The organism is Telluria sp. BA11, from assembly GCF_056680305.1.
In genome coordinates, this window is the sequence record NZ_CM155275.1 from 599,537 (window position 1) to 620,969 (window position 21,433).

13 protein-coding genes and 1 pseudogene are annotated in these 21,433 nt (G+C 64.3%); 11 read left to right on the forward strand and 3 right to left on the reverse strand.

All coding sequences use genetic code 11. The annotated features are described in order from the left end of the window. Window positions 1-14: 14 nt before the first annotated feature. On the reverse strand, window positions 15-1,712 hold the full coding sequence (locus AC1MGT_RS02550; RefSeq protein ID WP_499502880.1) for a methyl-accepting chemotaxis protein: 1,698 nt from the start codon (window positions 1,710-1,712) through the stop codon (window positions 15-17). A 318-nt stretch (window positions 1,713-2,030) separates the two neighbouring features. Between AC1MGT_RS02550 and AC1MGT_RS02555 the strand changes: the two genes are divergently transcribed. The 8 genes from AC1MGT_RS02555 (at window position 2,031) to AC1MGT_RS02590 (ending at window position 15,498) form a co-directional block, all read left to right on the forward strand. Then, window positions 2,031-2,582 carry a hypothetical protein gene (locus AC1MGT_RS02555; RefSeq protein ID WP_499502881.1) on the forward strand — a complete coding sequence of 184 codons (552 nt, stop codon included), beginning with the start codon at window positions 2,031-2,033 and terminating at the stop codon, window positions 2,580-2,582. 129 nt (window positions 2,583-2,711) lie between these two features. Beyond that, window positions 2,712-4,022: an NEW3 domain-containing protein gene (locus AC1MGT_RS02560; protein WP_499502882.1), complete on the forward strand. Its 1,311-nt coding sequence runs from the start codon at window positions 2,712-2,714 to the stop codon at window positions 4,020-4,022. A gap of 84 nt (window positions 4,023-4,106) precedes the next feature. After that, complete coding sequence (locus tag AC1MGT_RS02565; RefSeq protein WP_499502883.1) at window positions 4,107-8,930, forward strand: hypothetical protein; 4,824 nt, start codon at window positions 4,107-4,109, stop codon at window positions 8,928-8,930. Window positions 8,931-8,944: 14 nt separating this feature from the next. After that, complete coding sequence (locus AC1MGT_RS02570; protein ID WP_499502884.1) at window positions 8,945-10,624, forward strand: hypothetical protein; 1,680 nt, start codon at window positions 8,945-8,947, stop codon at window positions 10,622-10,624. Window positions 10,625-10,852: 228 nt separating this feature from the next. After that, a complete protein-coding gene (locus AC1MGT_RS02575) occupies window positions 10,853-11,512 on the forward strand; it encodes a response regulator (protein ID WP_499502885.1) in 660 nt (219 codons plus the stop codon). Between the two features lie 13 nt (window positions 11,513-11,525). After that, the gene (locus tag AC1MGT_RS02580) at window positions 11,526-13,148 is read left to right on the forward strand and encodes a sensor histidine kinase (protein ID WP_499502886.1); all 1,623 of its coding nucleotides are present in this window, start codon (window positions 11,526-11,528) and stop codon (window positions 13,146-13,148) included. 86 nt (window positions 13,149-13,234) lie between these two features. Then, entirely contained in the window at window positions 13,235-13,882 is a 648-nt protein-coding gene (locus AC1MGT_RS02585; protein WP_499502887.1) for a response regulator, read from the forward strand. A gap of 23 nt (window positions 13,883-13,905) precedes the next feature. Further along, on the forward strand, window positions 13,906-15,498 hold the full coding sequence (locus tag AC1MGT_RS02590) for a sensor histidine kinase (protein WP_499502888.1): 1,593 nt from the start codon (window positions 13,906-13,908) through the stop codon (window positions 15,496-15,498). A 256-nt stretch (window positions 15,499-15,754) separates the two neighbouring features. Here AC1MGT_RS02590 and AC1MGT_RS02595 read toward each other — a convergent pair whose 3' ends face one another. Then, window positions 15,755-16,195 (reverse strand): antibiotic biosynthesis monooxygenase family protein, encoded by a 441-nt coding sequence (locus tag AC1MGT_RS02595; RefSeq protein ID WP_499502889.1) that lies wholly within the window; start codon window positions 16,193-16,195, stop codon window positions 15,755-15,757. Between the two features lie 746 nt (window positions 16,196-16,941). On the opposite strand from AC1MGT_RS02595, the pseudogene yfcF reads away from it, so the two are divergent. Then, a pseudogene (gene yfcF / locus AC1MGT_RS02600) lies at window positions 16,942-17,561 on the forward strand (glutathione transferase). A 177-nt stretch (window positions 17,562-17,738) separates the two neighbouring features. On the opposite strand, the gene AC1MGT_RS02605 reads toward yfcF, so the two are convergent. Next, the gene (locus tag AC1MGT_RS02605; protein ID WP_499502890.1) at window positions 17,739-19,247 is read right to left on the reverse strand and encodes a dienelactone hydrolase family protein; all 1,509 of its coding nucleotides are present in this window, start codon (window positions 19,245-19,247) and stop codon (window positions 17,739-17,741) included. A 373-nt stretch (window positions 19,248-19,620) separates the two neighbouring features. Here AC1MGT_RS02605 and AC1MGT_RS02610 point away from each other — a divergent pair, with 373 nt between their 5' ends. Both AC1MGT_RS02610 and AC1MGT_RS02615 read left to right on the forward strand, forming a co-directional pair. Then, on the forward strand, window positions 19,621-20,829 hold the full coding sequence (locus AC1MGT_RS02610; RefSeq protein WP_499502891.1) for a serine hydrolase domain-containing protein: 1,209 nt from the start codon (window positions 19,621-19,623) through the stop codon (window positions 20,827-20,829). Further along, on the forward strand, window positions 20,826-21,068 hold the full coding sequence (locus AC1MGT_RS02615) for a hypothetical protein (RefSeq protein WP_499502892.1): 243 nt from the start codon (window positions 20,826-20,828) through the stop codon (window positions 21,066-21,068). Before AC1MGT_RS02610 ends, AC1MGT_RS02615 begins: the two co-directional genes overlap by 4 nt. Window positions 21,069-21,433 lie beyond the last annotated feature (365 nt).

Here is a 21,433-nt window from a genome sequence, read left to right on the forward strand (position 1 = left end):
CGTTTCCTCGTGCTTCAGACCACGAAGCGGGCGACAGTGTTGTTCAGGTGGGTGGCGTGCTCGTTCAGGCCCTCGGTCGAACGGGCGATGCTGTCGCACGAACCGGCCGACCGCTCGGTTTCCTGGGCAATGTAGAGGATCGCGGCCGAGACTTCCTTGGCCGTGAGCGACTGCTCGCTGGCGCTGTCGGAGATCTCGGCGATCGCCAGCGAGGTCTTGCCCACGCCGCTGGTGATGCGGTCGAACGCTTCGCTGGCCTGGCGCGAGATTTCGCTGCCCTGCGCCACGCGGCGCACCGATTCGTTGATCAGCTTCGAGATTTCCTTGGTCGCCTGCGACGAACGCTCGGCCAGCTTGCGCACTTCGTCGGCCACGACCGAGAAGCCCAGGCCGTGCTCACCGGCGCGCGCCGCTTCGATGGCCGCATTGAAGGCGAGCATATTGGTCTGGCCAGCGATCTCGCCGATGACCTTGACGATCTCGCCGATGTCTTCGGACGACTGGTTGATCATCGCCATCGCTTCGATCGAGCGGGCAATCGCCTTGGCGCCGATCTCGGCTTCGTCACGGGTCGACTGGGCCAGGCTGTTGGCTTCCTGCGTGCTGCGGGCAATCGTGTTGATCGATGCGGTCAGGCCGTCCACCGAGGCATTCATCTGTTCGACCGTCGCGCCCAGGGCCTGGGCGCTGGCGGCCACCGTGTTGGAGCGCTCGGCAATCGTGCGCGACGAGACATTCAGTTTGCCGGCGGCCGAGACGGCGTCGCCGATCACGCCGCGCAGGTCGCCGATCATCTTCATCACGCCGCGGCCCAGTTCGTCGAGGGGCTCGGCGCCGCTGGTGTCGATCGTGCCGGTCAGGTCGCCGGCCGAGGCGCGCGCCACCTGCTCGAGCAGCAGGCCGACCTTGCGGCGCTCGTCTTCGGCGCGCTGGACGGCAGCTTCTTCGAGCATCACCTGGGCGGTGATGTCGGTGGCGAACTTGACGACTTTGACCGGCTTGCCGTTGGCGTCGAAGATTGGGTTGTAGGTCGCCTGGATCCACACGGTCTTGCCGTTGTTGCCGTGGCGCTTGTAGCGACCGGCGTCGAATTCGCCACGGTTGAGTTTGCCCCAGAAGCGGCGGTAGGCCGCGCTCGACGCGTATTCGTCGTCGCAGAACACGCGGTGGTGTTCGCCGCGCACGTCTTCCAGCGCGTAGTCGAGCAGGTCGAGGAAGTTGGCATTGGCGTCGAGCAGCACGCCGCTCATGTCGAATTCGACCACGGCCTGCGCGCGGCCGATTGCCGACACGAGGCCGGTCGTCTCGGCGGCCCGAACTTTCTCGGCCGTGATGTCGGTGGCGAACTTGATGATCTTGGCGACGCGCCCCGAGCTGTCCTTGACCGGATTGTAGGAAGCATTGATCCAGAATTCGCGCCCGCCCTTGGCGATGCGCTTGTATTCGGCGCGGTCCGCCTTGCCGGCGCCCAGGTCTTGCCAGAAACGGGCGTAGGCCGGCGAATCGATCAGCTCGCGCTCGCAGAACATCGAGTGATGTCGCCCCGCCAGCTCGGCGTCCGAATAGCCCGTCACGCTCAGGAAGTTGTCGTTGGCGCGCAGGATGTTGCCGTTCAAATCGAATTCGACGATGGCCTGGGCGCCATCGAGCGCCGAGTAGATCGCACGCAGGTCTTGCAGCGCGTCAGGCGATTCCAGATAGATCGTTTCCATAAATTCAGTGAGATAGGTGAGTAAGGCGCTGCGGGCGACGACGCAACGGGTGCATGTCTCCATCATGCGTCATTTCGCACAAACAGTAAATCCAGCAAAGTCAGAGTATTGATTCTGCCAGATTTATCGTTGCCTTACAACAACAAACCAACGCCTTTCAGGGTGTTGAACCCATTTTTCGCGAGATCAATCGGCTTGGTTTGTTGTTCAAGATGTTCCCTCCGCGCAACCAAATCAGTCAAAACGAAATATTTTTCTTGAGAAATTCAGTAAAGACGATAAAATTCATCGCATCAACAATCCAGTAAAAACGAAACCATGACCACTTCCAACCAATACCGTTTGACTGAAACGAATCCCCTGCTGATGCGCATCGTGATGATCCTGCTGTTCTGGACCACGGTGCTGGCCGGAACGAAAGTATTCGCTGCCGATGCGCAGGCGGTCGATGTCCGCCTGCAAGCGTTCCAGGTCGTGACCCAGGACAAGGGCGGCGAAATGCTGGTGCCTGCCCTTGAGGCCAACCCCGGCGACACCATCGAGTACCAGGTCACCTACCAGAACCATGGCAAGTCGACCGCAAAGGGAGTAGCAGCGACGCTGCCAGTCCCCGAGGGCGCGATGGTCTACCTCGACGGCAGCGCTGCCCCGAAGGCGGTCCAGGCCAGTCTTGATGGCAAGCAGTTCAGTCCCCTGCCCCTGACCCGTGAAGTGATGCGCAACGGTCGCCGAACCGTCGAGCCGGTCCCACCTGAGCAATACCGCTTTCTGCGCTGGGACCTGGGCGATCTCGCGCCCGGCAAGGCTGCCACCGTGACATCGCGCATGCGTGTCGGTGTCCCACCGTCGGCCAGGCTCGCACGCTCCTGACCCTTTGATGTCCTGACGTTTCGGCGTCGCTCTGCAACACTGTGCAAAAAGTTGTCTTTTTATTAACACAAACCCCTGATCACCCTGTTCGATCCTGACTCACGCAAGTCCCATTCCAAGGAAGCAGCCATGAAAACCCATCTCAAGCTCGTCGCCGCAGCAGCGCTGCTGGCAACCGCCAACGGCGCCTACGCCGCCACCGCGGCCGGCACCCAGATCACCAACCAGGCCACCGCCACCTATAACGATTCCACCGGCACCAAGACGGTCCAGTCGAACACCGTGATCACGACCGTGCAGCAGGTCGCCAGCCTGACGATGCCGGCCGGTACCGCCAAGAGCGCCGGCGCCGGCGCCTCGGTCACCTACGCCCACAGCGTGACCAACACCGGTAACGGCAGCGATACCTTCGCCCTGTCGCAAACCAATACCGGCACGCTGAACATGACCGGCGTCGTGTTCTACCTTGATGCCAACGGTGACGGCGTGGCCGACAATGCGACCCCGATCACCAGCACCGGCCCGCTGGCTGCCGGCGCCACCTTCCGATTCGTGGCCGTCGCCGCGCTGCCGGCCGGCGCCGCCAACGGCACCACCAATGCGATGACCGTACGCGCCACCAGCGGCTTCAACGGCGCGGTCACCGCCGCCAGCGTCGACACCACCACCGTCTCGGCCGGCGCCGTGATCGACATTACCGCCAACTCGGCCGGCGCCGGTGCACCGGGCGCAGGCCCTGGCGTCGAAGCCGCTGCCGTGGAAACCAAGACGACGACGGCCGGCACGATGACCTCGTTCGTCCTGTTCCTGAACAACACCGGTGGCAGCCCGGACACCTTCAATCTGCAAGCGAGCACCGATGGCACCTTCGGCACGCAAGTCCTGCCAACGGGTTGGACCGTGGTCTTCAAGGACGCCAACGGCGCGGTCATCACCAACGCCACCGTCGCCGCCGGCGCCAACGTGCGCGTGACGGCCGAAGTGACGCCGCCAGCCGGCACCGCGCCAGGTACGACCGACCTGTACTTCCGCGCGATGTCGGGCACCACCGGCGTGGCCGACCGCATCCACGAAGCCGTCACCGTTGCCGCTGCCGATTCGCTCGTCGAGCTGGTCAAGACCCAGGCCCTGGACGCCAACTGCGACGGCACCGCCGATACCGCATTCAGCAACGCACCGATCACGGCCGGCGCCGTACCGGGCGCCTGTATCCGCTACCAGATCGTCGGTACCAACAAGGGCGTGACCACCATCAACGCAATGGTCATGACCGACACGATCCCGGCCAACACGACCTACCACGCCGGCGCCCCGGCCAACACGCTGCTGGGCTCGATCCTGGCGCCGGCTGCCGGCCTCGTCGGCAGCGTCTCGGCCAGTGTCGGCAATCTGGCCCCGGGCCAGTCGAACACGATGGCCTTCGGCGTGAAGATCGACTAAATACACCAACGTAACCCATCGCCACACCAACGCAGCGCCGCTCCGGCGGCGCTGCCTTCGAATTCCCGGACTCCCGCGCGCGCCATGACGACCCTCCTCCGACACCTCGTATTTCTCTGCATGAGCTTTGTCCTGTGGTTGGCCTGCGACGCGGGCGCCGCCATCAACAACCGTGCCAGCGCGACCTTCGTCGGCGCGGCCGGCAACAGCGTTACCATCGAATCGAATACCGTGCGCGCCGTGCGCCCCGATGCGATCACCTATTTCACCTCGGCCGCCTACAGCCGCGTGGCGCGCGCAACCGAACTCAACGGTAATCTGTTCCTCCAGGTCGATGCCGCCGAGTGCAACATCGACAAAAATGTTGCCGAGCAGGTCAGCGTGACGCTGGTCTCCACGCTGACGGGCGACCGGCAAGCTTTTCCGGCGCGCGAGACCGGCGCCGACACGGGCGAATACCGCTTCAACGCCGTCGCGGCGAGCCACAGCGAAGACGAAGACCATGAGGACGACGCTGGCGACGGCATCATCGAAGTCATGAAAAACGACACCCTGCTGGCCAGCGTCGAAGGCTGCGGCAGCGGCATGATCCAGACCGCGATCCTGGTCGACCCGATCGGCATCGTCTACGACAGCCGCAGCAACCTGCCGCTGCCGGGCGCAACCGTGACCCTGATCGACATCACCGGCGAAGGCAACGGCGGCGCGCCGGGCGCACCAGCCCGCGTATTTGACGTGGATGGCGTCACCCCGGCGCCAAGTACCGTCATCACCGATCGCGGCGGCATGTATCAGTTTCCGCTGGTGGAACCGAGCCTGTACCGCCTGCAGGTGACCCCGCCGTCGAACTACGGCTTCCCGTCGAAGCGCGAGATCGGCGAACTGCCGGCTGGCCGCACCACCAACCTGTACGGTTCGTATGGCGGCGAGTTCACCGTCAGCGAAACCTCGGGCGTGGTCACGATCGACGTGCCGCTCGACCCGATTCCCGGCGTGCTGTACGTGGAAAAGAATGCATCGCGCGCCGTCGTCGAGGTGGGCGACGTGCTCGATTACACGGTGCGCGTGCATAACACCGCCGAACAGGCGCTGGTGGACGTGATGGTGGAAGACCGCCTGCCGGCCGGCTTCAGTTTCGTGCCGGGTACGCTGCGCATCGATGGCGCACTGGTGACCGACCGGTTCGAGAACCGCGGCCCGACGCTGCGCATTCCCCTCGATACGCTGGCCGCCAGATCGAACCGCGTACTGCGCTACCGCGTGCGCATTGGCGGCGGCGCGCTGCAGGGCGACGGCATCAACCGCGCCCAGGCCACCAGCGGCGCCCCGCTGGCCCTGGTCTCGTCGGTGGCGGCGGCCAAGGTCAAGGTCGAAGCCGGCGTCTTCAGCAGCAAGGGCTTCATCCTGGGCGACGTGTTCGCCGACTGCAATGTCAACGGCCAGCGCGACCTGGGCGAGCCGGGCATTCCCGACGTGCGTATCTACCTGGAAGACGGCAGCTTCTCGCAGACCGACGCCGATGGCCGCTACAGCTTCGCCGACGTTACCCCGCGCACCCACGTGGCGAAAGTCGACCTGAGCACGATGCTGGCCGGCCAGCTGGCCGTGCTGTCGAACCGCAATGCGGGCGACGCCGGCAGCCGCTTCGTCGACCTGAAGGACGGCGAACTGGCGCGCGCCGACTTCGCGCTGAGCGGCTGCAATCCCGACGTGCTCGATGCGATCAAGGCCCGGGCTGCCCGTCTGCGCGCCGTGCTGGCCTCGGCCGCCGTGCTGACCGCCCCAGGCCCGGCCGCAGCAAAATCCGCGCCCGCGCTGGACCTGGCCACGGTGACCAACCGCCTGGGCTTCGTCGGGCTGACCGATGGCGCGGTGCTGCCGCACGCCCAGCCGACCATCCGCGTCAAGGGCGGCGCCGGTTCGAGCTTCACGCTGCTGGTGGGTGGCGTGGCCGTGGACGACAGCCATATCGGCAAGCAGGACACGGTGGCGGCGCAGGCGCTCGAGCTGCGCGACTATGTCGGCGTGACCCTGAAACCTGGCCACAACCTGATCGAAGTGCGCGAGACCGACAGCTTCGGCAACCCGCGCGGCAGCAGCGTCGTCGACGTCATCGTGCCGGGCGCCCTGGCGCGCCTGTCGGTCGCCCCGCTCACCGAATCGGCGCCGGCCGATGGCCGCTCGCTGGCGATGGTCGCCGTGCGCCTCGAAGACGCGAACGGCGTGCTGATCGCCGAACGCACCCCGGTCACGCTGGAGGCCAGCGCCGGCCAGTGGGACCAGCCCGACCTCGATCCACGCGAGCCTGGCCACCAGGTCTTCGTCGAAGGCGGCAGCGCCGAATTCGCGCTGCGCACGGCGCCGGACGCCGGTGAAGCCCGCCTGCAAGCCACCAGCGGCCTGCTGCGCGCGAAAAACACGCTGCGCTTCCTGCCGGCCCTGCGCCCGATGGTGGCAGCCGGCGTCGTCGAAGGCGCCTTCAGCCTGAATCGCAGCCGCGGTAATACCGCGACCCCGCTGCGCGATTTCGACGGCTTCGAAGACCGCCTGCGCCACGTGGCCGGGGGCGAGACCGTCAATGCCGGCGGCCGCGCCGCGATGTTCGCCAAAGGCCAGATCGGCGCCAATACGCTGCTGACGATGTCGTACGACTCGGACAAGGACACCGAGCCGAAGATGTTCCGCGATATCAACCCGTTTGCCTTCTATCCAACCTATGGCGACGATGCGCGCCGCGGCTTCGAGGCGCAATCGGCCGGCCGCCTGTACGTCAAGGCCGAGCGCAACCGCTCGTACGTGATGTTCGGCGACTTCGTGCCGCCCGGCGTGACCCCGGCGCGCAACCTGGGCGCCTACAACCGCAACCTGACGGGCCTGCGCCAGCACGCCGAACTGGACGGTCTGACAGTCGACTCGTTCCTCAGCTACGACAGCACGCGCCAGATGGTCGAAGAATTCGCCGCCAACGGCACCTCGGGTCCGTTCCTCAGCGGCGGCGGCCTGATGGTCATCAACAGCGAGCGCATCGAAATCATCGTGCGTGACCGCGACCAGACCGGCGTGATCCTGTCGCGCCGCGCCCTGGTGCGCTACGTCGACTACGACATCGATCAGCTCAGCGGCCGCATCCTGCTGCGCGCCCCGGTGCCGAGCCTGGACGAGAACCTGAACCCGGTCAGCCTGCGCCTGGCGTACGAAGTCGACCAGAACGGCGCGCGCTTCCTGGTCGGCGGTGTCGCCGCCCAGTACCAGATCGGCAGCCACGTCGAGGTCGGCGCCAGCGCCGTCGAAGACCGCAACCCGGCCGCCCCGACCCGCCTGGTGAGCGTCAACGCCAGCGTCAAGCCGGATGAAAAAACCGTCGTCATCGTCGAAGCGGCGCAGATGGAAAAAGCCGGCCTGTCGGGTCGCGCCGCACGCTTCGATGCGAACCGCACCGACGGCAAGCTCGAAAGCCACCTGTTCCTGGGCCGCGCCGACGCCAACTTCGACAATCCATCGGCCAATCTGCCGAAAGGCCGTACCGAAGGCGGCGCCAATGTGCGCTACCGCTTCACCGAGCGCACCAGCGTCGGCCTGGAAGGCCTGCACACGGCCGACCTGACCACCGACGCCACCCGCAACGGCGTGCAGCTCTTCGCCGGCTACGCGTTCGAAAATGGCCTGCAAGCCGAAGTGGGCATGCGCCATTCACGTGAAGAAGGCGGCGCCGGGGTCATCGTGGCCCAGCCCGACCTGACCAGCGTGCGCGCCAAACTGGGCATGCAGATCCCTGGCCTGCCGCAGGCCGGCGTGTTCGTCGAAGGCGAACAGGATATCCACGACAATGGCCGCCGCATGGTGGCGCTGGGCGGCGACTACCGCTTCGCCGGCGGCAGCCGCGTGTATGGCCGCCATGAACTGATCAGCAGCCTGGGCTCGACCTATGCGCTGAACCAGGGCCAGCAGCGCCACGCCACCGTGTTCGGCGTCGACACCGACTACATGCACGACGGCCGGGTGTTCTCGGAATACCGCGCCGGTGGCACCTCGCCAGCGGGCACCGTGACCGGCGAGCGCCAGGCCGAAGCAGCCCTGGGCCTGCGCAATCTGTGGACGCTGGGCGACGGCGTGCGCGCCAACACCAGCTTCGAGCGCGTCAAGGTGCTCTCGGGCGCCAACAACAACGAAGCCATCGCGCTGACCGGTGCCATCGAAGTGAGCCGCCATCCGACCTGGACCGGCAACGCCCGCCTCGAACTGCGCCACGGCGCCGACAGCGACGGCCTGCTTTCGACGCTGGGCCTGGCCTACAAGATCGACGACAGCTGGACCTTCCTGGGCAAGAACACGCTGGCCGCCACCCGTTCGAATGCCAGCAAGACCATGCGCGTGACCGAGCTGCTGCAAAGCGGCGTGGCCTACCGCGCGCTGCAGTCGATCGGCCTGAACGGCCTGGCCAAGTACGAGTACAAGCTCGAACGCGACGACGGCCTGGCTGACCTCAAGCGCGCCGTGCACGCCGTCTCGGTTGGCGCCAACTGGCAGCTGCGCCTTGATACCACCGTCAGCGCCCGCTACGCCGCCAAGATGGCGATGGACCAGTCGAGCGGCTTGTCGAACCGCACGGTCAGCCACCTGGTGGCCGGCCGCGTGACCCACGAGATCAATGCCGACTGGGACATCGGCGCCACCGCCCAGATGCTGATGGACCGCGACACGCGCGGCCGCCAGTACGCCGCCGGCATCGAGGCGGGCTACCAGCTGCAACGCAATATGTGGGTCTCGGCCGGCTACAACCTGCTCGGCTTCAAGGAACGCGACCTGGCCGGCGCCGACGCGACCGCCAAGGGCGTGTACTTCCGGGTACGCATGAAGTTCGACGAGAACACGCTGCAAGACCTGCTCTCGGGCGACCTGCTCAAGTAATCAAGGATACCGACATGACTTTCGCACTGCTCTCGTCCCGCCTTCGCCACGCCTGGCTGCGCGTCTTCGTGGCCCTCGCCTGCCTGCTCGGCGCGTTGCCCGCCAAGGCCGACTGCACGGTGACCGGCGCCTGCATCACCGCCGGCCCGCGCCTGGCCAGCGTCGACACCGGCAAGAGCGCCCTGCTCGGCCCGCTGCTGGGCGGCATGCTTGGCACCGGCACGTCGCTGGGTGCCGTTGACTGGAACGCGCTGGCCGGCGGCAACCTGAACCTGCTGAATTTCCTGAACGTGCTCAAGACCGACCTGGGCGTATCGACCCCGGCGCAGGCACTGAGCACCAACGTGACGCTGGTGCAGATCGCCAATGCGCTGGCCATCCAGGCGCAGGCCGAGGCCAAGCCGCAGCTGGCGGGTGCGTTATCTGGCCTGGCCTCGCAACTCAATGGCGTGGGCGGCACCGTGCGCCTGGGCGACCTGCTCAAGGTCACGGCCGATACCGGATCGCTCGGCACCAGCACGGTCAACGCGCTCGACATGTTCACCGGACTGGTCCAGCTGTACAACCGCCGCAACGTGCTGACCACGCCGCAGCCGGTCGGGATTTCGGGTGGCCTCTTGGGTGCGACCGGCGTGGTCAACAACCTGCAACTGTATGCGCAGGCGATCGAGCCGCCGGTGTACGTGTGCGGGCCGACCGGCTCGACCTTTCATTCGGCCGCGATCCGCCTCAAGCTCAAGATGGATCTGGTATCGCTGACCCCGGCCACCGATTCGCTGATCGGTGCGGGGCTGCTGCAAAGCGCGTCGGTTGGCATCGGCAAGCTCGACGTGTACGTGGAAGTCGCGCGCGGCCAGGGCAGCCTCAGCGCCGTGAGTGCCGCGACCAAGGCGGTCACGCTGCAGGTGGCGCCGGGCGTGTCCGACATCTTCATCGGCAAGATCGACGACAGCGTGTTCTTCAACCGCAGCCGCGCGATCCTCGACTCGGACGTCGACTTCGGCACGATCGGATCGCTGCGGGCCGCCGCGCTGGGGCTGCTGCCGGTCGATATTGCGCTCGACATCAAGAGCATCGTGCGTGGCCAGGCGCCGTTCTCGACGAGCGTGACGATGTCGGGCACGTTCCCGCAGACGCGCACCGTGAGTTCGAGCACGACCTTCATCACGAATGCGGCCAACAGCCTGGCGACGAACCTGCAGATTCGCAGCATGCCGGCCCTGGGGCTGTTGCAGGGCGCGGTCGAACCGCTCGTCAAGACGCTGGTCAAGAACGTGGTCAGCCCGCTGCTCGCGCCGGTGCTCAGGGGCGTGGCCGATCCGCTGCTCAAGCTGCTCGGCATCGGCCTGGGCGAAATGGTCGTCACGGTCGAAGGCATTTGCCAGACCTGCGACGAGTTCAAGCTGACCAAGGCAGTCGACAAGGCCAATGCCACGCCGGGCAGCACGATCCTGTACACGATCACGTTCGAGAACAGCGGGACCACCACGCTGACACAATTGAAGATCGAAGACACCACGCCGGCCTTCACGACCTATGCCGACAGCAGCTGCGGTACGCTGCCCTCTGGCCTGGCCTGCGCAGTCGCCGCCAAACCCGATGTGGGCGCCAATGGCAAGATCGAGTGGGGCATCACCGGTACGCTGGCACCGGGGGCCAGTGGCACCGTCACCGTGACGGTAAAAGTACAATAATGCGCCGTTGTTCATGACCGCAAGTTACAATACAGAAACGAGTTATCACGTTTCACTATCGTAATTTGTGATAATTTGATAGATTGTTGCCTTGCCTATGCGTATTGTTACGTATCCAGGTGGCTTGATCCCGCTGTTTCCGACGCGCTGTCGCCCTCACGACAAGCGACGGGGTGGATCGTCGGCCCCCGGTCGGGAGGCTTTTAACCACCTGCACAATTCTATTTCATGATATCGCACAGCAGTCCAGCGCCCGCGCCGACCGACCCCGCTTCCGCAGAAGTCTGCTCGACCAAGGAGGCTGCGAGCCTGCTTGGCGTCTCGCACCGGACCGTGCAGCTCTGGGTCGAAAGTGGTGTGCTGCAAGCCTGGAAGACCGCCGGCGGCCACCGCCGTATCCTGCTTACCTCGGTACACCGCCTGGTCGCACAGCGCAACCACGCGGTCACCGGCGCCCAACCAGCACCGGCGCCCGCTGCCAAGTCAACGCCGGCAGGCCGGCGCATCGTGATGGCCGACGACGACGCGACCCTGCTGCGCCTGTACGAGCTGGAAATGTCAGGCTGGGGCCTCGACGCCCAGCTGATCAAGGCGCGCGACGGGTTCGATGCGCTGATCCGGATCGGCGAAGCGCAGCCCGACCTCTTGATCAGCGACCTGAACATGCCAGGCATGGATGGTTTCCGCATGGTACGTACACTGCGCGCCGACCCGCGCTATGGCAATATGGCAATCATCGTCATCAGCGGTCTTGACCCTGCGACCATCAAGTCGATGGGGCTGCCCGATGACATCCCGGTATTTGCCAAACCGGTGCGCTTCCCTGAACTGCGCGCCCGGATCGAACGCATCTTCAGTGACATCGACGCGGCGGCTGCGCGCGACTGACAGGATCAACATCATGCATTCCGAGCCGGACCGACACCCCCTTGTTGCCCCGACTTTGCCTGCCCCGCAATCCATCCCCCAGTCCGACCAGGCCCGTGTGCGCGCGCTGCACGAACTCGCCCTGCTCGACACCCCGCCCGAAGAACGGTTCGACCGCATCACGCGCCTGGCCTGCCGTTTGCTGGGCGTGCCCATTTCGCTGATCGCGCTGGTCGACACCGACCGCCAGTGGTTCAAGTCGCGCGTGGGCATCGATCTGCACGAAACCACGCGCGTGACCTCGTTCTGCACGCACACGATCGAGCACGAGGACGGCCTGGTGATCGACGACGCGCGTCTCGATCCCCGCTTTGCCCACAACCCGTTCGTGACCGGTGCGCCGGATGTGCGCTTCTATGCAGGCATTCCGCTGGCTGCGCCGGACGGCAGCCGGGTTGGTGCGCTGTGCGTGATCGACCGCGAGGTACGCCATTTTGATGAGGATCAGATGGCCACGCTGCGCGACCTGGCCGCCATCGCCGGAGACGAATTGCGTGCGCGGCCGGCTGGTCGCCCCGCGCCCGAAGGCTGGGAAAAGGCACTGGTGGGCCACCTGCCTGACGGCATCCTGATGCTCAATGCGCAAGGCAATATCGTGGCCGCGAACCCGGCGGCCGAAAGACTGTTCGGCGCATCCGGCCCGCTGCTTGCCGGCCGGCCGCTGCGCGAATTGATGGATGAAGACCTGTTGCGGATGCGCCGCACGGGCCAGTTGCGCGAAGGCGCGCGCTACGAGGCGCTGGCGCGGCGCCTGGACGGCAGCCGCTTCCCGGTCGAGTTTTCGTATTGCCGCATGATGTGGGCGGCGCGGCCGAAGTTCGCCGTGACGGTGCGCGACATTTCGCAGCGACGCGCCGCCGAAGAACGCAACCGCGCCACCGACGAACGGCGCCGGCGCCACTTCGCCACCGCCACCCATGAACTGCGCACGCCGATGTCGAGCGTGCTGGGCTTTTCGGAACTGCTGCTCAAGCGCGAATTCGATCCTGCCGTCAGCCGCGAACTGGTGGAAATCATCCACCGCGAGTCCGGCCGCCTCGTCAGCCTGGTCAACCAGATGCTCGACCTGGCGCGGATTGAAGCGGGCGGACGGGACGACCTGAAGATCGACGCCGTCCCGGTGGGCGATCTGGTCAGCAGGACGCTGGCGTCTCTCGAAGGTCTCGGCCAGGCGCACCGCGTCAGCACCGACATCCCGCCCGGGCTGCCGCCACTGGCGGCCGACGCCCAGAAGATGCAGCAGGCGCTGACCAATATCGTCAGCAACAGCATCAAGTATTCCGCCCCCGGCACGCCGATTGTGCTGCGCGCCGCGCCCGAACGGTGGGGCGACCGGCCGATGGTGGCGATTCGCGTGCGCGACCGCGGCATCGGCATGACGCCCCAGCAGCAGGCCCAGGTCTTCGACGCCTTTTATCGCGTCGACAGCGATTCGGCGGCGCCAGGCAGCGGCCTGGGGCTGACGATCCTCAAGGAGATCGTCGATCTGCACGGCGGGCGCATCGCGCTCGAATCCGAGGCTGGCGTCGGTACTGAAGTCACGCTATATCTGCCGGTGGCGAATGCCGATGACGGTCCCGCATCGGTCCGTCTCTGAGGCGAGTGTTGCAAGTGCCCATCAGTGACGACGAGACCTTCCGGTTTGCCTTGACAGCCCAATGCGAACCGGTAAAATCAGCAAATATGAACATTGCCGACCGTCAAGATATTACTGAGCCCGCCTGTGACCGCTCGGCCTTCTGTACCACCCGGCAAGCGGCCGAACGAATCGGCGTTTCGCACCGCACGGTGCAGATGTGGGTCGAGAATGGCGCGCTGCAGGCATGGAAAACGGCGGGCGGCCATCGCCGCATCACCAATGCCTCGGTCGAGCGCCTGCTCGACGGGCGTCGCGCCGTGCTCGCTGCGCCGCCCGTCGTGGCGAGCAGCGCCCGCCCGATCCTGCCGCTGGGCGCGGCGCGCACGGTGCTGATCGTCGACGACGACGCAACGCTGCTGCGCCTGTACGAACTGGAAATCGCAACCTGGGGCATGGATCTCGCCGTGCGCAAGGCGAGCAACGGCTTCGAGGCGATGATGTGCATCGGCCAGGCGCGTCCCGATGTCCTGGTGAGCGACCTGCACATGCCGGGCATGGACGGCTTTGGCATGATCCGCAGCCTGCGCGACAACCCGGCCACCGCGTCCATGCCGATGGTGGTCATCAGCGGCATGGACAAGCCGACCGTGCTGGCCATGGGCCTGCCCATTGACGTACCTTACCTGACCAAGCCGGCGCCGCTCGCGGCCCTGCGCGCCGCAGTGACATCGGCGCTGCCACCGGCTCCCTGAGACCGCTCCCGCAAGCCCCGATAATGAACGAGACGCCGACGAACCACTTCCCCGCACCCACTTTAGCCCCCCTGCCACCGGATGAAGCCCGGCGCCACGAGGTGCTGCTCGACCTGAACCTGCTCGACACGCCGCCGCAAGCGTCGTTCGACCGCATCACGCGCATGGCCACGCACCTGTTCAAGGTGCCGATCGCGCTCGTGAGCCTGGTCGACACCGACCGCCAGTGGTTCAAGTCGCGCGTCGGCGTGGCGCTGGCCGAGACGCCGCGCTCGGTGTCATTTTGCGCGCACGCCATCCTGCAGGACGACGTGATGGTGGTGCGCGATGCGCGCGCCGACGCGCGCTTTGCCGACAACCCGCTGGTGCGCGGCGAAACGGCGGCGCGCTTTTACGCCGGTTCACCGATCGATGTCGGGGACGGCATACGAATCGGGACACTGTGCATCATCGACAGCGTACCGCGCGAATTTTCCGACGCCGACCGCGCGATGCTGCGTGACCTGGCGGGCATGGTGGCGGGTGAAATCGCCACCATCGAACTGCGCGCTGCGTGCGAGCGTGAGCGCAGCAGCGCACGCTCACTGCGCACGCTGCTCGAGCACCTGCCCGACGCCGTGCTGCTGCTGGACGCGGGAGGCCGGATCCTTTCGTGCAATCCGGCGGCCGAGCAGTTGTTCGGCGCGCCCAATCCCGACCTGGCGGGCCGCTCGTCGGCCACGCTGATCGGCATGGCGCCGCAGGTGGTCTCGCGCCACGAGGGCACTGCCCGCCGGGTCGATGGCAGCAGCTTTGCCGCCGAAATCTCGATTGCCAACATGACGCTCGACGGGCATGTGCACCTGGTAGCGACCGTGCGCGACATGGACGGCCTGCGCGCGGAACGCGACCGGGTGCGCGCCGCCAACCAGCGGCGTCACGATTACTTTCGCACCGCCAGCCACGAATTGCGCACGCCGATGGCCAGCATCCTCGGGTTTTCGGAGCTGCTCCTCAAGCGCGAGTTCGACCCGGCCACCGGGCGCGAGCTGATCGACATCATCCACCGCCAGGCCACGCGCCTGATCGGCCTGGTGAACCAGATGCTCGACCTGGCGCGCATCGATGCAGGCGGCGCGGCCCAGTTGCAACCGACCTTGCTCGACCTGGCCGACATGATGGCCAAGATCCAGGGCGCGCTGGCCAACGACGCGCACGCCGCACGGATCGCGCTGGCCGTGGCGCCCGGCCTGCCGCACGTGACGGCGGACGCCGCGCGCGTGCAGCAGGCACTGGGCAATATCGTCAGCAATGCGCTGGCCTACTCGGCGCCGGACAGCATCGTCGATGTCAGCATCTCGCAGCAGGAACGCGCCGGGCAGGCAGGCGCCGCAGTGCGGGTGCGCGACCAGGGCGTGGGCATGACGCCGGAGCAGCGCAAACAGGTGTATGACGCCTTCTGGCGCGCCAACGCCCTGCCCGACGTGCCTGGCAACGGCCTGGGCATGACCATCGTGCGCGAGATCGTGACGGCGCATGGCGGCGTGATCGAGATCGTGTCGGCGCCGGGGGATGGGACTGAAGTTGCGTTGTGGCTGCCTGCGCGTGCTGGTGTTGGGGATGCAGCAGCTGTCTGATGCACCGGATTCTGCTGGGCGACGGCCAGGCCGGCCTGCGATGGCTGATTGGCCTGAGTCTGCGCACTTCGCAGTCAGGCAAGAAGTACCCCAACGCTGGCCGCTCTGTCGGCTGTCGCCAGGCCTTTGCGGCGCCTCGCCGATCTCCATGCGCAGATACCGGATGCCCCAGCCGTGAAACCGGCTGCACCAGCAATTGCAACGGCCAGTGGTTTAAGGGGAATGCGCGCCCCGGCAGCGCGTGGCCCCGGACTGGTCACTCGCGCTCCGCAGTGCAATCGCCAGCATGCTTGACCTGATCGGGAGTCACCGATACCAGAAGGTCAGCCACGACGTCGCCCCGAAGTGGGCCTTCGACAAGTTCAGCGAATTCACGCATCCGGTCTCGCAGCTCGACCATGCGGGCGGTCGCCTCGGGTTGTGCAGCCCAGAAGGCTTCAGATGGCCATTGCGCATAGGCGAAATAATAGCCATCGGCGCACCGATGCAAGCGCGACCCCAGACCGCCTCGCTCATCGCGTATCAGTTCGGTAAGTGTCAGCCAAGCGCTCTCGAAGAGTCGTTCATTGCCAGAGGCTACTTTCCATTTAAAATAAATAGCGTGCATACCATCCTGTCGCGTTAAGACCTGACCCCGCAGGCCGGAAGTGAATGCCAGCTTGCCGTTATTCGTGCAATCAACAAGGCGCGTCGGCATCTTGATAACCGCGACGACACCCTTCTGGCCAAACGGGGAATGCGTGACAGGATGCGCATCGCCGTCTTTCGTGTCAAACGTTATTATTATGTTTTCAGCATGGGCACTGTGACGCTGAACGATAAGAGAACCAGAGGGCTACTGTGGGCGAACAATAAAGCCTGAAAGTGCAACAATAAAATTGCACGCAATCTGCTGGTTCCTTCGCCTTATACGACCGGTTGAATCCAAGGTCGTTTCCTGCCCTTCGTGACATTCCGCGACTTTTTCAACGTGGTGGTCTGATATGCTCAGCTGAACGGCCGGGTTCGGCCAAGAGCGGATGTCTGGCCGTCGCCATGGTAGTCAATGGATGATTACCCATTCCTTAATACGCTACGCTTCTGCCGTCGCGCTGTTCTCCATTTCTGCATACCGATTGATTTCAAGGGATACCTCCACGCTTACAACCGGAGTATTCTTGATTTCGGCTGCGACACTGTTTTTTCTGAGCTGATACGGCGAAAAAACTAAAGTAAAAAATCAGGGTTAGACCAACTCATGCGTGCATGCTCCAGCGAGCAAATGAGATTTCGCCCAAGGACAGCTACGATGCTGATCTGAACGGCGCTAATCGGCCAGAACCGGTCGGTCAAAGCGGGGGGAACTAATTTCGAAATTAACGATCTGCTAACGTCACAGTTAGTCAACCCGGCCACTCTTGGCGCAAATTCTGTCGTTCACACATTGAAAGATTTGGTAACCCAATGCTACTTTACGTTGATTCTCAGTACACAAGCCCCTATGCGATGTCAGTATTTGTAGCGCTTAAAGAAAAAAAAATATTTCCTTCGAGTTAAGGACCATCGACTTGGAGAATGGGGCAAACCATGGCCCTGAATATGCAACGGCGTCTTTGACCGGGCGGGTGCCCACGTTAGTAGACGGCAGTTTCTCACTATCTGAGTCTTCAGCCATCACCGAATATCTGGATGAAGCCCATCCAGGCGTGGCTCTTTACCCGACTGATCCAACAGCGAAAGCTCGTGCACGGCAAGTTCAGGCGTGGATCAGAAGTGACCTCCTGCCGATCCGCCAGGAGCGCTCAACAGTCGTCGTGTTCTACCAACCTAGCCACGTTCCCCTGTCGCCCGCTGCAGAAATCGCAAGCCGCAAACTGTTCCGGGCGTCGGAGGCCCTGCTTGCGCACAACGGCGATCATTTGTTCGGCAGCTGGAGTATCGCCGATGTCGACCTGGCACTCATGTTGAATCGGCTTGCTCTGAACGGCGATGCTGTACCTGAAAAGCTTGCTGAGTATGCCCGTAGGCAGTGGCAGCGACCATCAGTACAGGAATGGGTGAGCTTGAAACGCCCAAAACTCTGACGAAACCAGCGCAGTCTGAGGTTAACTGCGCCAATCTTTACTTGCCCGCCAGGCTGCCATGGGGCGGTTGCAGCCTATCGTGGTCAGGAGACGAATTTTTGACAAAAGGGCTGGGGCGCGTGAAGACCGAAATGAGCCTGCACGTACTCGCTTATTACGTCAAACGGTTGATGAATGTTACGGCTTATGCAACTCCTGGAGACGGGTAGCAGGATTGGCCAGACGTGGATCGGCACTGAGCGCCTGTTCGTATGCACGTATTGCCAAGCCTGTCTCGCCCAGCGCTTCATAGGCCTGGCCCAAGCTGTCGAAGGTATCGCCGTAGCGCGGATTGATGAAACCGGCTAGTTTGAACAGCTCGACCGCCCCTTTGGCATGTTTGCGCGCCATGAGTTCACCACCCCACGTATACAGCTGCAATGGGCGCAGGGCAAACTCGGGGGACTGTGCACGCATCGCTGTGTAAATCGCTTCTGCATCTGTGAAACCGTGTGCCACGAACGTGGTGACGAAGCTCTCAGCGGTGAGCAAAGGCACGGAGGCGGGGCGTATTTCGAGCGCCATCATCTGCGCAGGTACGCCGTTTTTCGATGGCTGGTCGTGCAGGAATGCCAGTGCGCCGCGGTCCTGACGCAGATAGGCGTCGAGAAATGCCTTCACGTAGCGCAGGCTCCACCGATATGCGGAGGTAACGTCAACCCGGCTATCGTTGGTAGAGCGCGCCTCGCCGTTGAAGCGCAGCGCCCACGATGAAAAGTCCATGTGCAGCATGGGCGCCAAAGTCGCAAGATAGACATCGGAATAGTGCATGCCTTTGAAGTAGTCGGTGGCCACGGCGCGCCCTTGTTCGAACCGTGGGTCGGCTGGCATTGGACGCGAGCCGATCCACAGCAGTGGCATCGCCGTACGCGCTGGCGCGATGGTACGGGACCTGGTAAACAGCTCTGTGTGAGAGCGCGCCGATCCATCCAGGCTGACCAGTGCCTTGATCTTGTTCGAGCTGGCTGCCGCAAGCACGTTGGCTACACCACCCCAGCTAAAGCCCACCACCGCCAGACGGCTGCTGTCGGCATGTGGCAGCGAGTGGGCGAAGGCAACCAGGAACGTGATGTCGGCCGCCTGCGCTTCCAAGCCTTCGACGTCGTCGCTCATATCGGCGCCGCGTGGTCCAGTGCTGGGGCTGGCGATAACGATATAGCCGTGACTGGCCAGGTATTCACACAGGTCGGCGTTTTCATGTGCTCGCGCGCGGTAGCTGGGTGCATAGATCACGACCGGGTACCTGCCCCTCGCCATTACGGCATCGCGCATGGCCAACATTGGCGCGTTAAACAGGGCACGATCTTCACTGCGAAGCAATGCGTCCCGCTCCTTTGCAATTGCGGTGCTGGTGACGCTGAAGTCGTTATCGGAGAGCGCTGTCAACTCATAGTCAATCGCCTTCATTGACATGCCCCCCGCCTTGGCCGGGTACCAGAGCAGCGTTTGCACAGGGCGCGATCCGGCGCGGCGGGCAAGCTCGCCAACCGCGTTCACGGCTTGCTCCATGCCGCGCGCATGGTCGTGTTGCTGCACCACGCGCATGCCCACAGGGTAAGGCCCGATTTGCGGGATCAAGCCAGGGCCGGATGCAGCATGGGCGATAGACGGGGCGATGCAAAGGAAGAGGACGAGAAGAGCGCGCATGGGAACTGTGGCGGATGACGGCGCAGCGCGCGAAGGGATCGAGTATATCGCGACGCTTGTGCGGACAGTGAGGCGAACTGCGACCTTCTGAAACAGATACGACGAAAGGTACTGCGGCACCGGGCTGCGCCCATCAGATTTTGCTCACAAAGTTGCAACCCACTTCGTCCCCGACCTGATAGCGTCGCAACGCCACCAACAGAGGCAGGGACTTGGCCCCCCTGCTTCCGACCCATTGCGGTCATTCATGTCATGCGCTGGCCACGCCTGATTCACCGCAATATGCCATCCTCATAGATTCCATTCGTCGCTTGTACTGCTATTTGCACATCTCCATAATGTTCGCTGTTCACACAAACCACATAGAGCGCCGATGCCCGCTGAATACCCCGCCGCTTCCCGTTTCCTTCTGCTCGTCGCCGTGCTTGCGACGCTGTCCTCCGCCCAAGCCCACGCCGACGACGACGCCGCCATTGCCCGCGTCGAGGCGGGCCTGCGCCCGACGATCGCGCTGTCCAACATGCCTGTCAAGACCGAGACGCTGCAGGACGCGATGGCGCGACTTAACGTACCGGGCGTGAGCGTAACTGTGATCAAGGCCGGCAAAATAGCCTGGTCACGCGGCTATGGCGTGGCATGGGTTGGCGGGCCGGCCATCACGCCCCGGACACTGTTCCAAGCGGCCTCGGTCAGCAAGCCGGTCGCCGCGATGGCGACGCTGCGCATGGCCGAACAGGGCCAGCTCGACCTCGACGGCGACATCAACACCGCTCTCACGAGCTGGAAGCTACCGGAAGGTAAAGGCAAGCCGAGCGTGCGCCAGCTGCTGTCGCATACTGGCGGTATGACAGTCTCGGGCTTCCCTGGTTATGCGGCGGACAAGTCGGTGCCGACGCTGGTGCAGGTGCTGGATGGCGTCTGGGGCGCCAATTCGAAGGTGATCAGGGTCGATACGGCGCCTGGATCGGCAATGCGCTATTCCGGTGGCGGCTACACGGTACTGCAGCAGGCGATGATCGACCGCAGCGGCAAGCCCTTCGACGTGCTGCTACGGGAATCGGTCCTGAAGCCGCTGGGCATGAACGACAGCAGCTTCTCGCAGCCGTTGCCAGCGGCTTTGCAGGCTCAGGCCGCCCGCGCCCATCATCAAGACGGCAAACCCTACCCTGGTGGTGCCCACACCTATCCCGAGCTGGCGGCGGCCGGCCTGTGGACCACGCCGGAAGACCTGGCCAAGTTCGTGATCGCGATCCAGCAAGGTGCAGCGGGCAGCGACAACGGCGTGATTTCGGCGGCCATGACGCGCACCATGCTCACCCCGGTGATGGGCGACTATGCGCTGGGTCTGCAGATTGGCGACGGCGGCAAGGTCTTTGAACACAGCGGCAGCAATATGGGCTTTCGGGCCGTAATGGTCGGCTCGACCGACAGCGGCGATGGCGCGGTGATTTTGACCAATGGCGACGAGGGAGGCAAACTGGCGGCGGGCCTGTTGCGCGCCATCGCGCATGAGTATAAGTGGGCAAGCCACCAGACCCGGCTCCGCACAGCGGTCACGCTGCCGACTGAGACGGCAGCGTGACCGGCCATTACAAGCTCGATGGACTGCCCGACTTCCACATCGCCGAGCGCGACAGCCAGCTAATGATCGCTCCGCGCCCGGACCAGTGGGAGCCGCTGTATGCCGAATCTGACAAGCTGCTTTTCATCCTGTCGCGCGATCTCGAGATATTGCCGACTGATGCCAATAGCGGCTTCAACGTACTGGGCACCTCGAAGCGCTCGTACAAGCGCGCAAGCAGCTGGAGCCTGTTCCGATAGGCAGGAGTCGTTTCTGGCGCGCATATGACAAAGTCTGCCTGGATCAACGAGGGAGCCGGGTGCCATGCCTTTTGATACGCCTGCGCGCCAAGGCCTTTCAGCGAAGGTCGGAACATTCCGGCAATTCGACCTCTGTTGGATTCACGATCACAGATCCGTTCTGATGACAGAATCTCACCAGGATCGCGCCGGACCCAGGGGAAATGGCTCGAGTAGCTCGCCGTTCGACCTTTCACGCATCAGCTTTGCTGAAGAAATGACTTGATCAGCGTTCCCCTGGACGGCTCAGACTTGTCTCGACCATCCGCTTCTGGCCGAAAGCGGAAGGTTTCAGAGCATGTCCACCCGGCCCCTTGTGTCAAACT

Bases quoted from the DNA above. Each gene is read 5' to 3' on its own strand.
- AC1MGT_RS02570 (WP_499502884.1), top strand. From the start codon at position 8,945: ATGACTTTCGCACTGCTCTCGTCCCGCCTTCGCCACGCCTGGCTGCGC.
- AC1MGT_RS02585 (WP_499502887.1), top strand. From the start codon at position 13,235: ATGAACATTGCCGACCGTCAAGATATTACTGAGCCCGCCTGTGACCGC.
- AC1MGT_RS02560 (WP_499502882.1), top strand. From the start codon at position 2,712: ATGAAAACCCATCTCAAGCTCGTCGCCGCAGCAGCGCTGCTGGCAACC.
- AC1MGT_RS02590 (WP_499502888.1), top strand. From the start codon at position 13,906: ATGAACGAGACGCCGACGAACCACTTCCCCGCACCCACTTTAGCCCCC.
- AC1MGT_RS02555 (WP_499502881.1), top strand. From the start codon at position 2,031: ATGACCACTTCCAACCAATACCGTTTGACTGAAACGAATCCCCTGCTG.
- AC1MGT_RS02550 (WP_499502880.1), bottom strand. From the start codon at position 1,712: ATGGAAACGATCTATCTGGAATCGCCTGACGCGCTGCAAGACCTGCGT.
- AC1MGT_RS02565 (WP_499502883.1), top strand. From the start codon at position 4,107: ATGACGACCCTCCTCCGACACCTCGTATTTCTCTGCATGAGCTTTGTC.
- AC1MGT_RS02595 (WP_499502889.1), bottom strand. From the start codon at position 16,195: ATGCCGACGCGCCTTGTTGATTGCACGAATAACGGCAAGCTGGCATTC.
- AC1MGT_RS02605 (WP_499502890.1), bottom strand. From the start codon at position 19,247: ATGCGCGCTCTTCTCGTCCTCTTCCTTTGCATCGCCCCGTCTATCGCC.
- AC1MGT_RS02575 (WP_499502885.1), top strand. From the start codon at position 10,853: ATGATATCGCACAGCAGTCCAGCGCCCGCGCCGACCGACCCCGCTTCC.
- AC1MGT_RS02580 (WP_499502886.1), top strand. From the start codon at position 11,526: ATGCATTCCGAGCCGGACCGACACCCCCTTGTTGCCCCGACTTTGCCT.
- AC1MGT_RS02610 (WP_499502891.1), top strand. From the start codon at position 19,621: ATGCCCGCTGAATACCCCGCCGCTTCCCGTTTCCTTCTGCTCGTCGCC.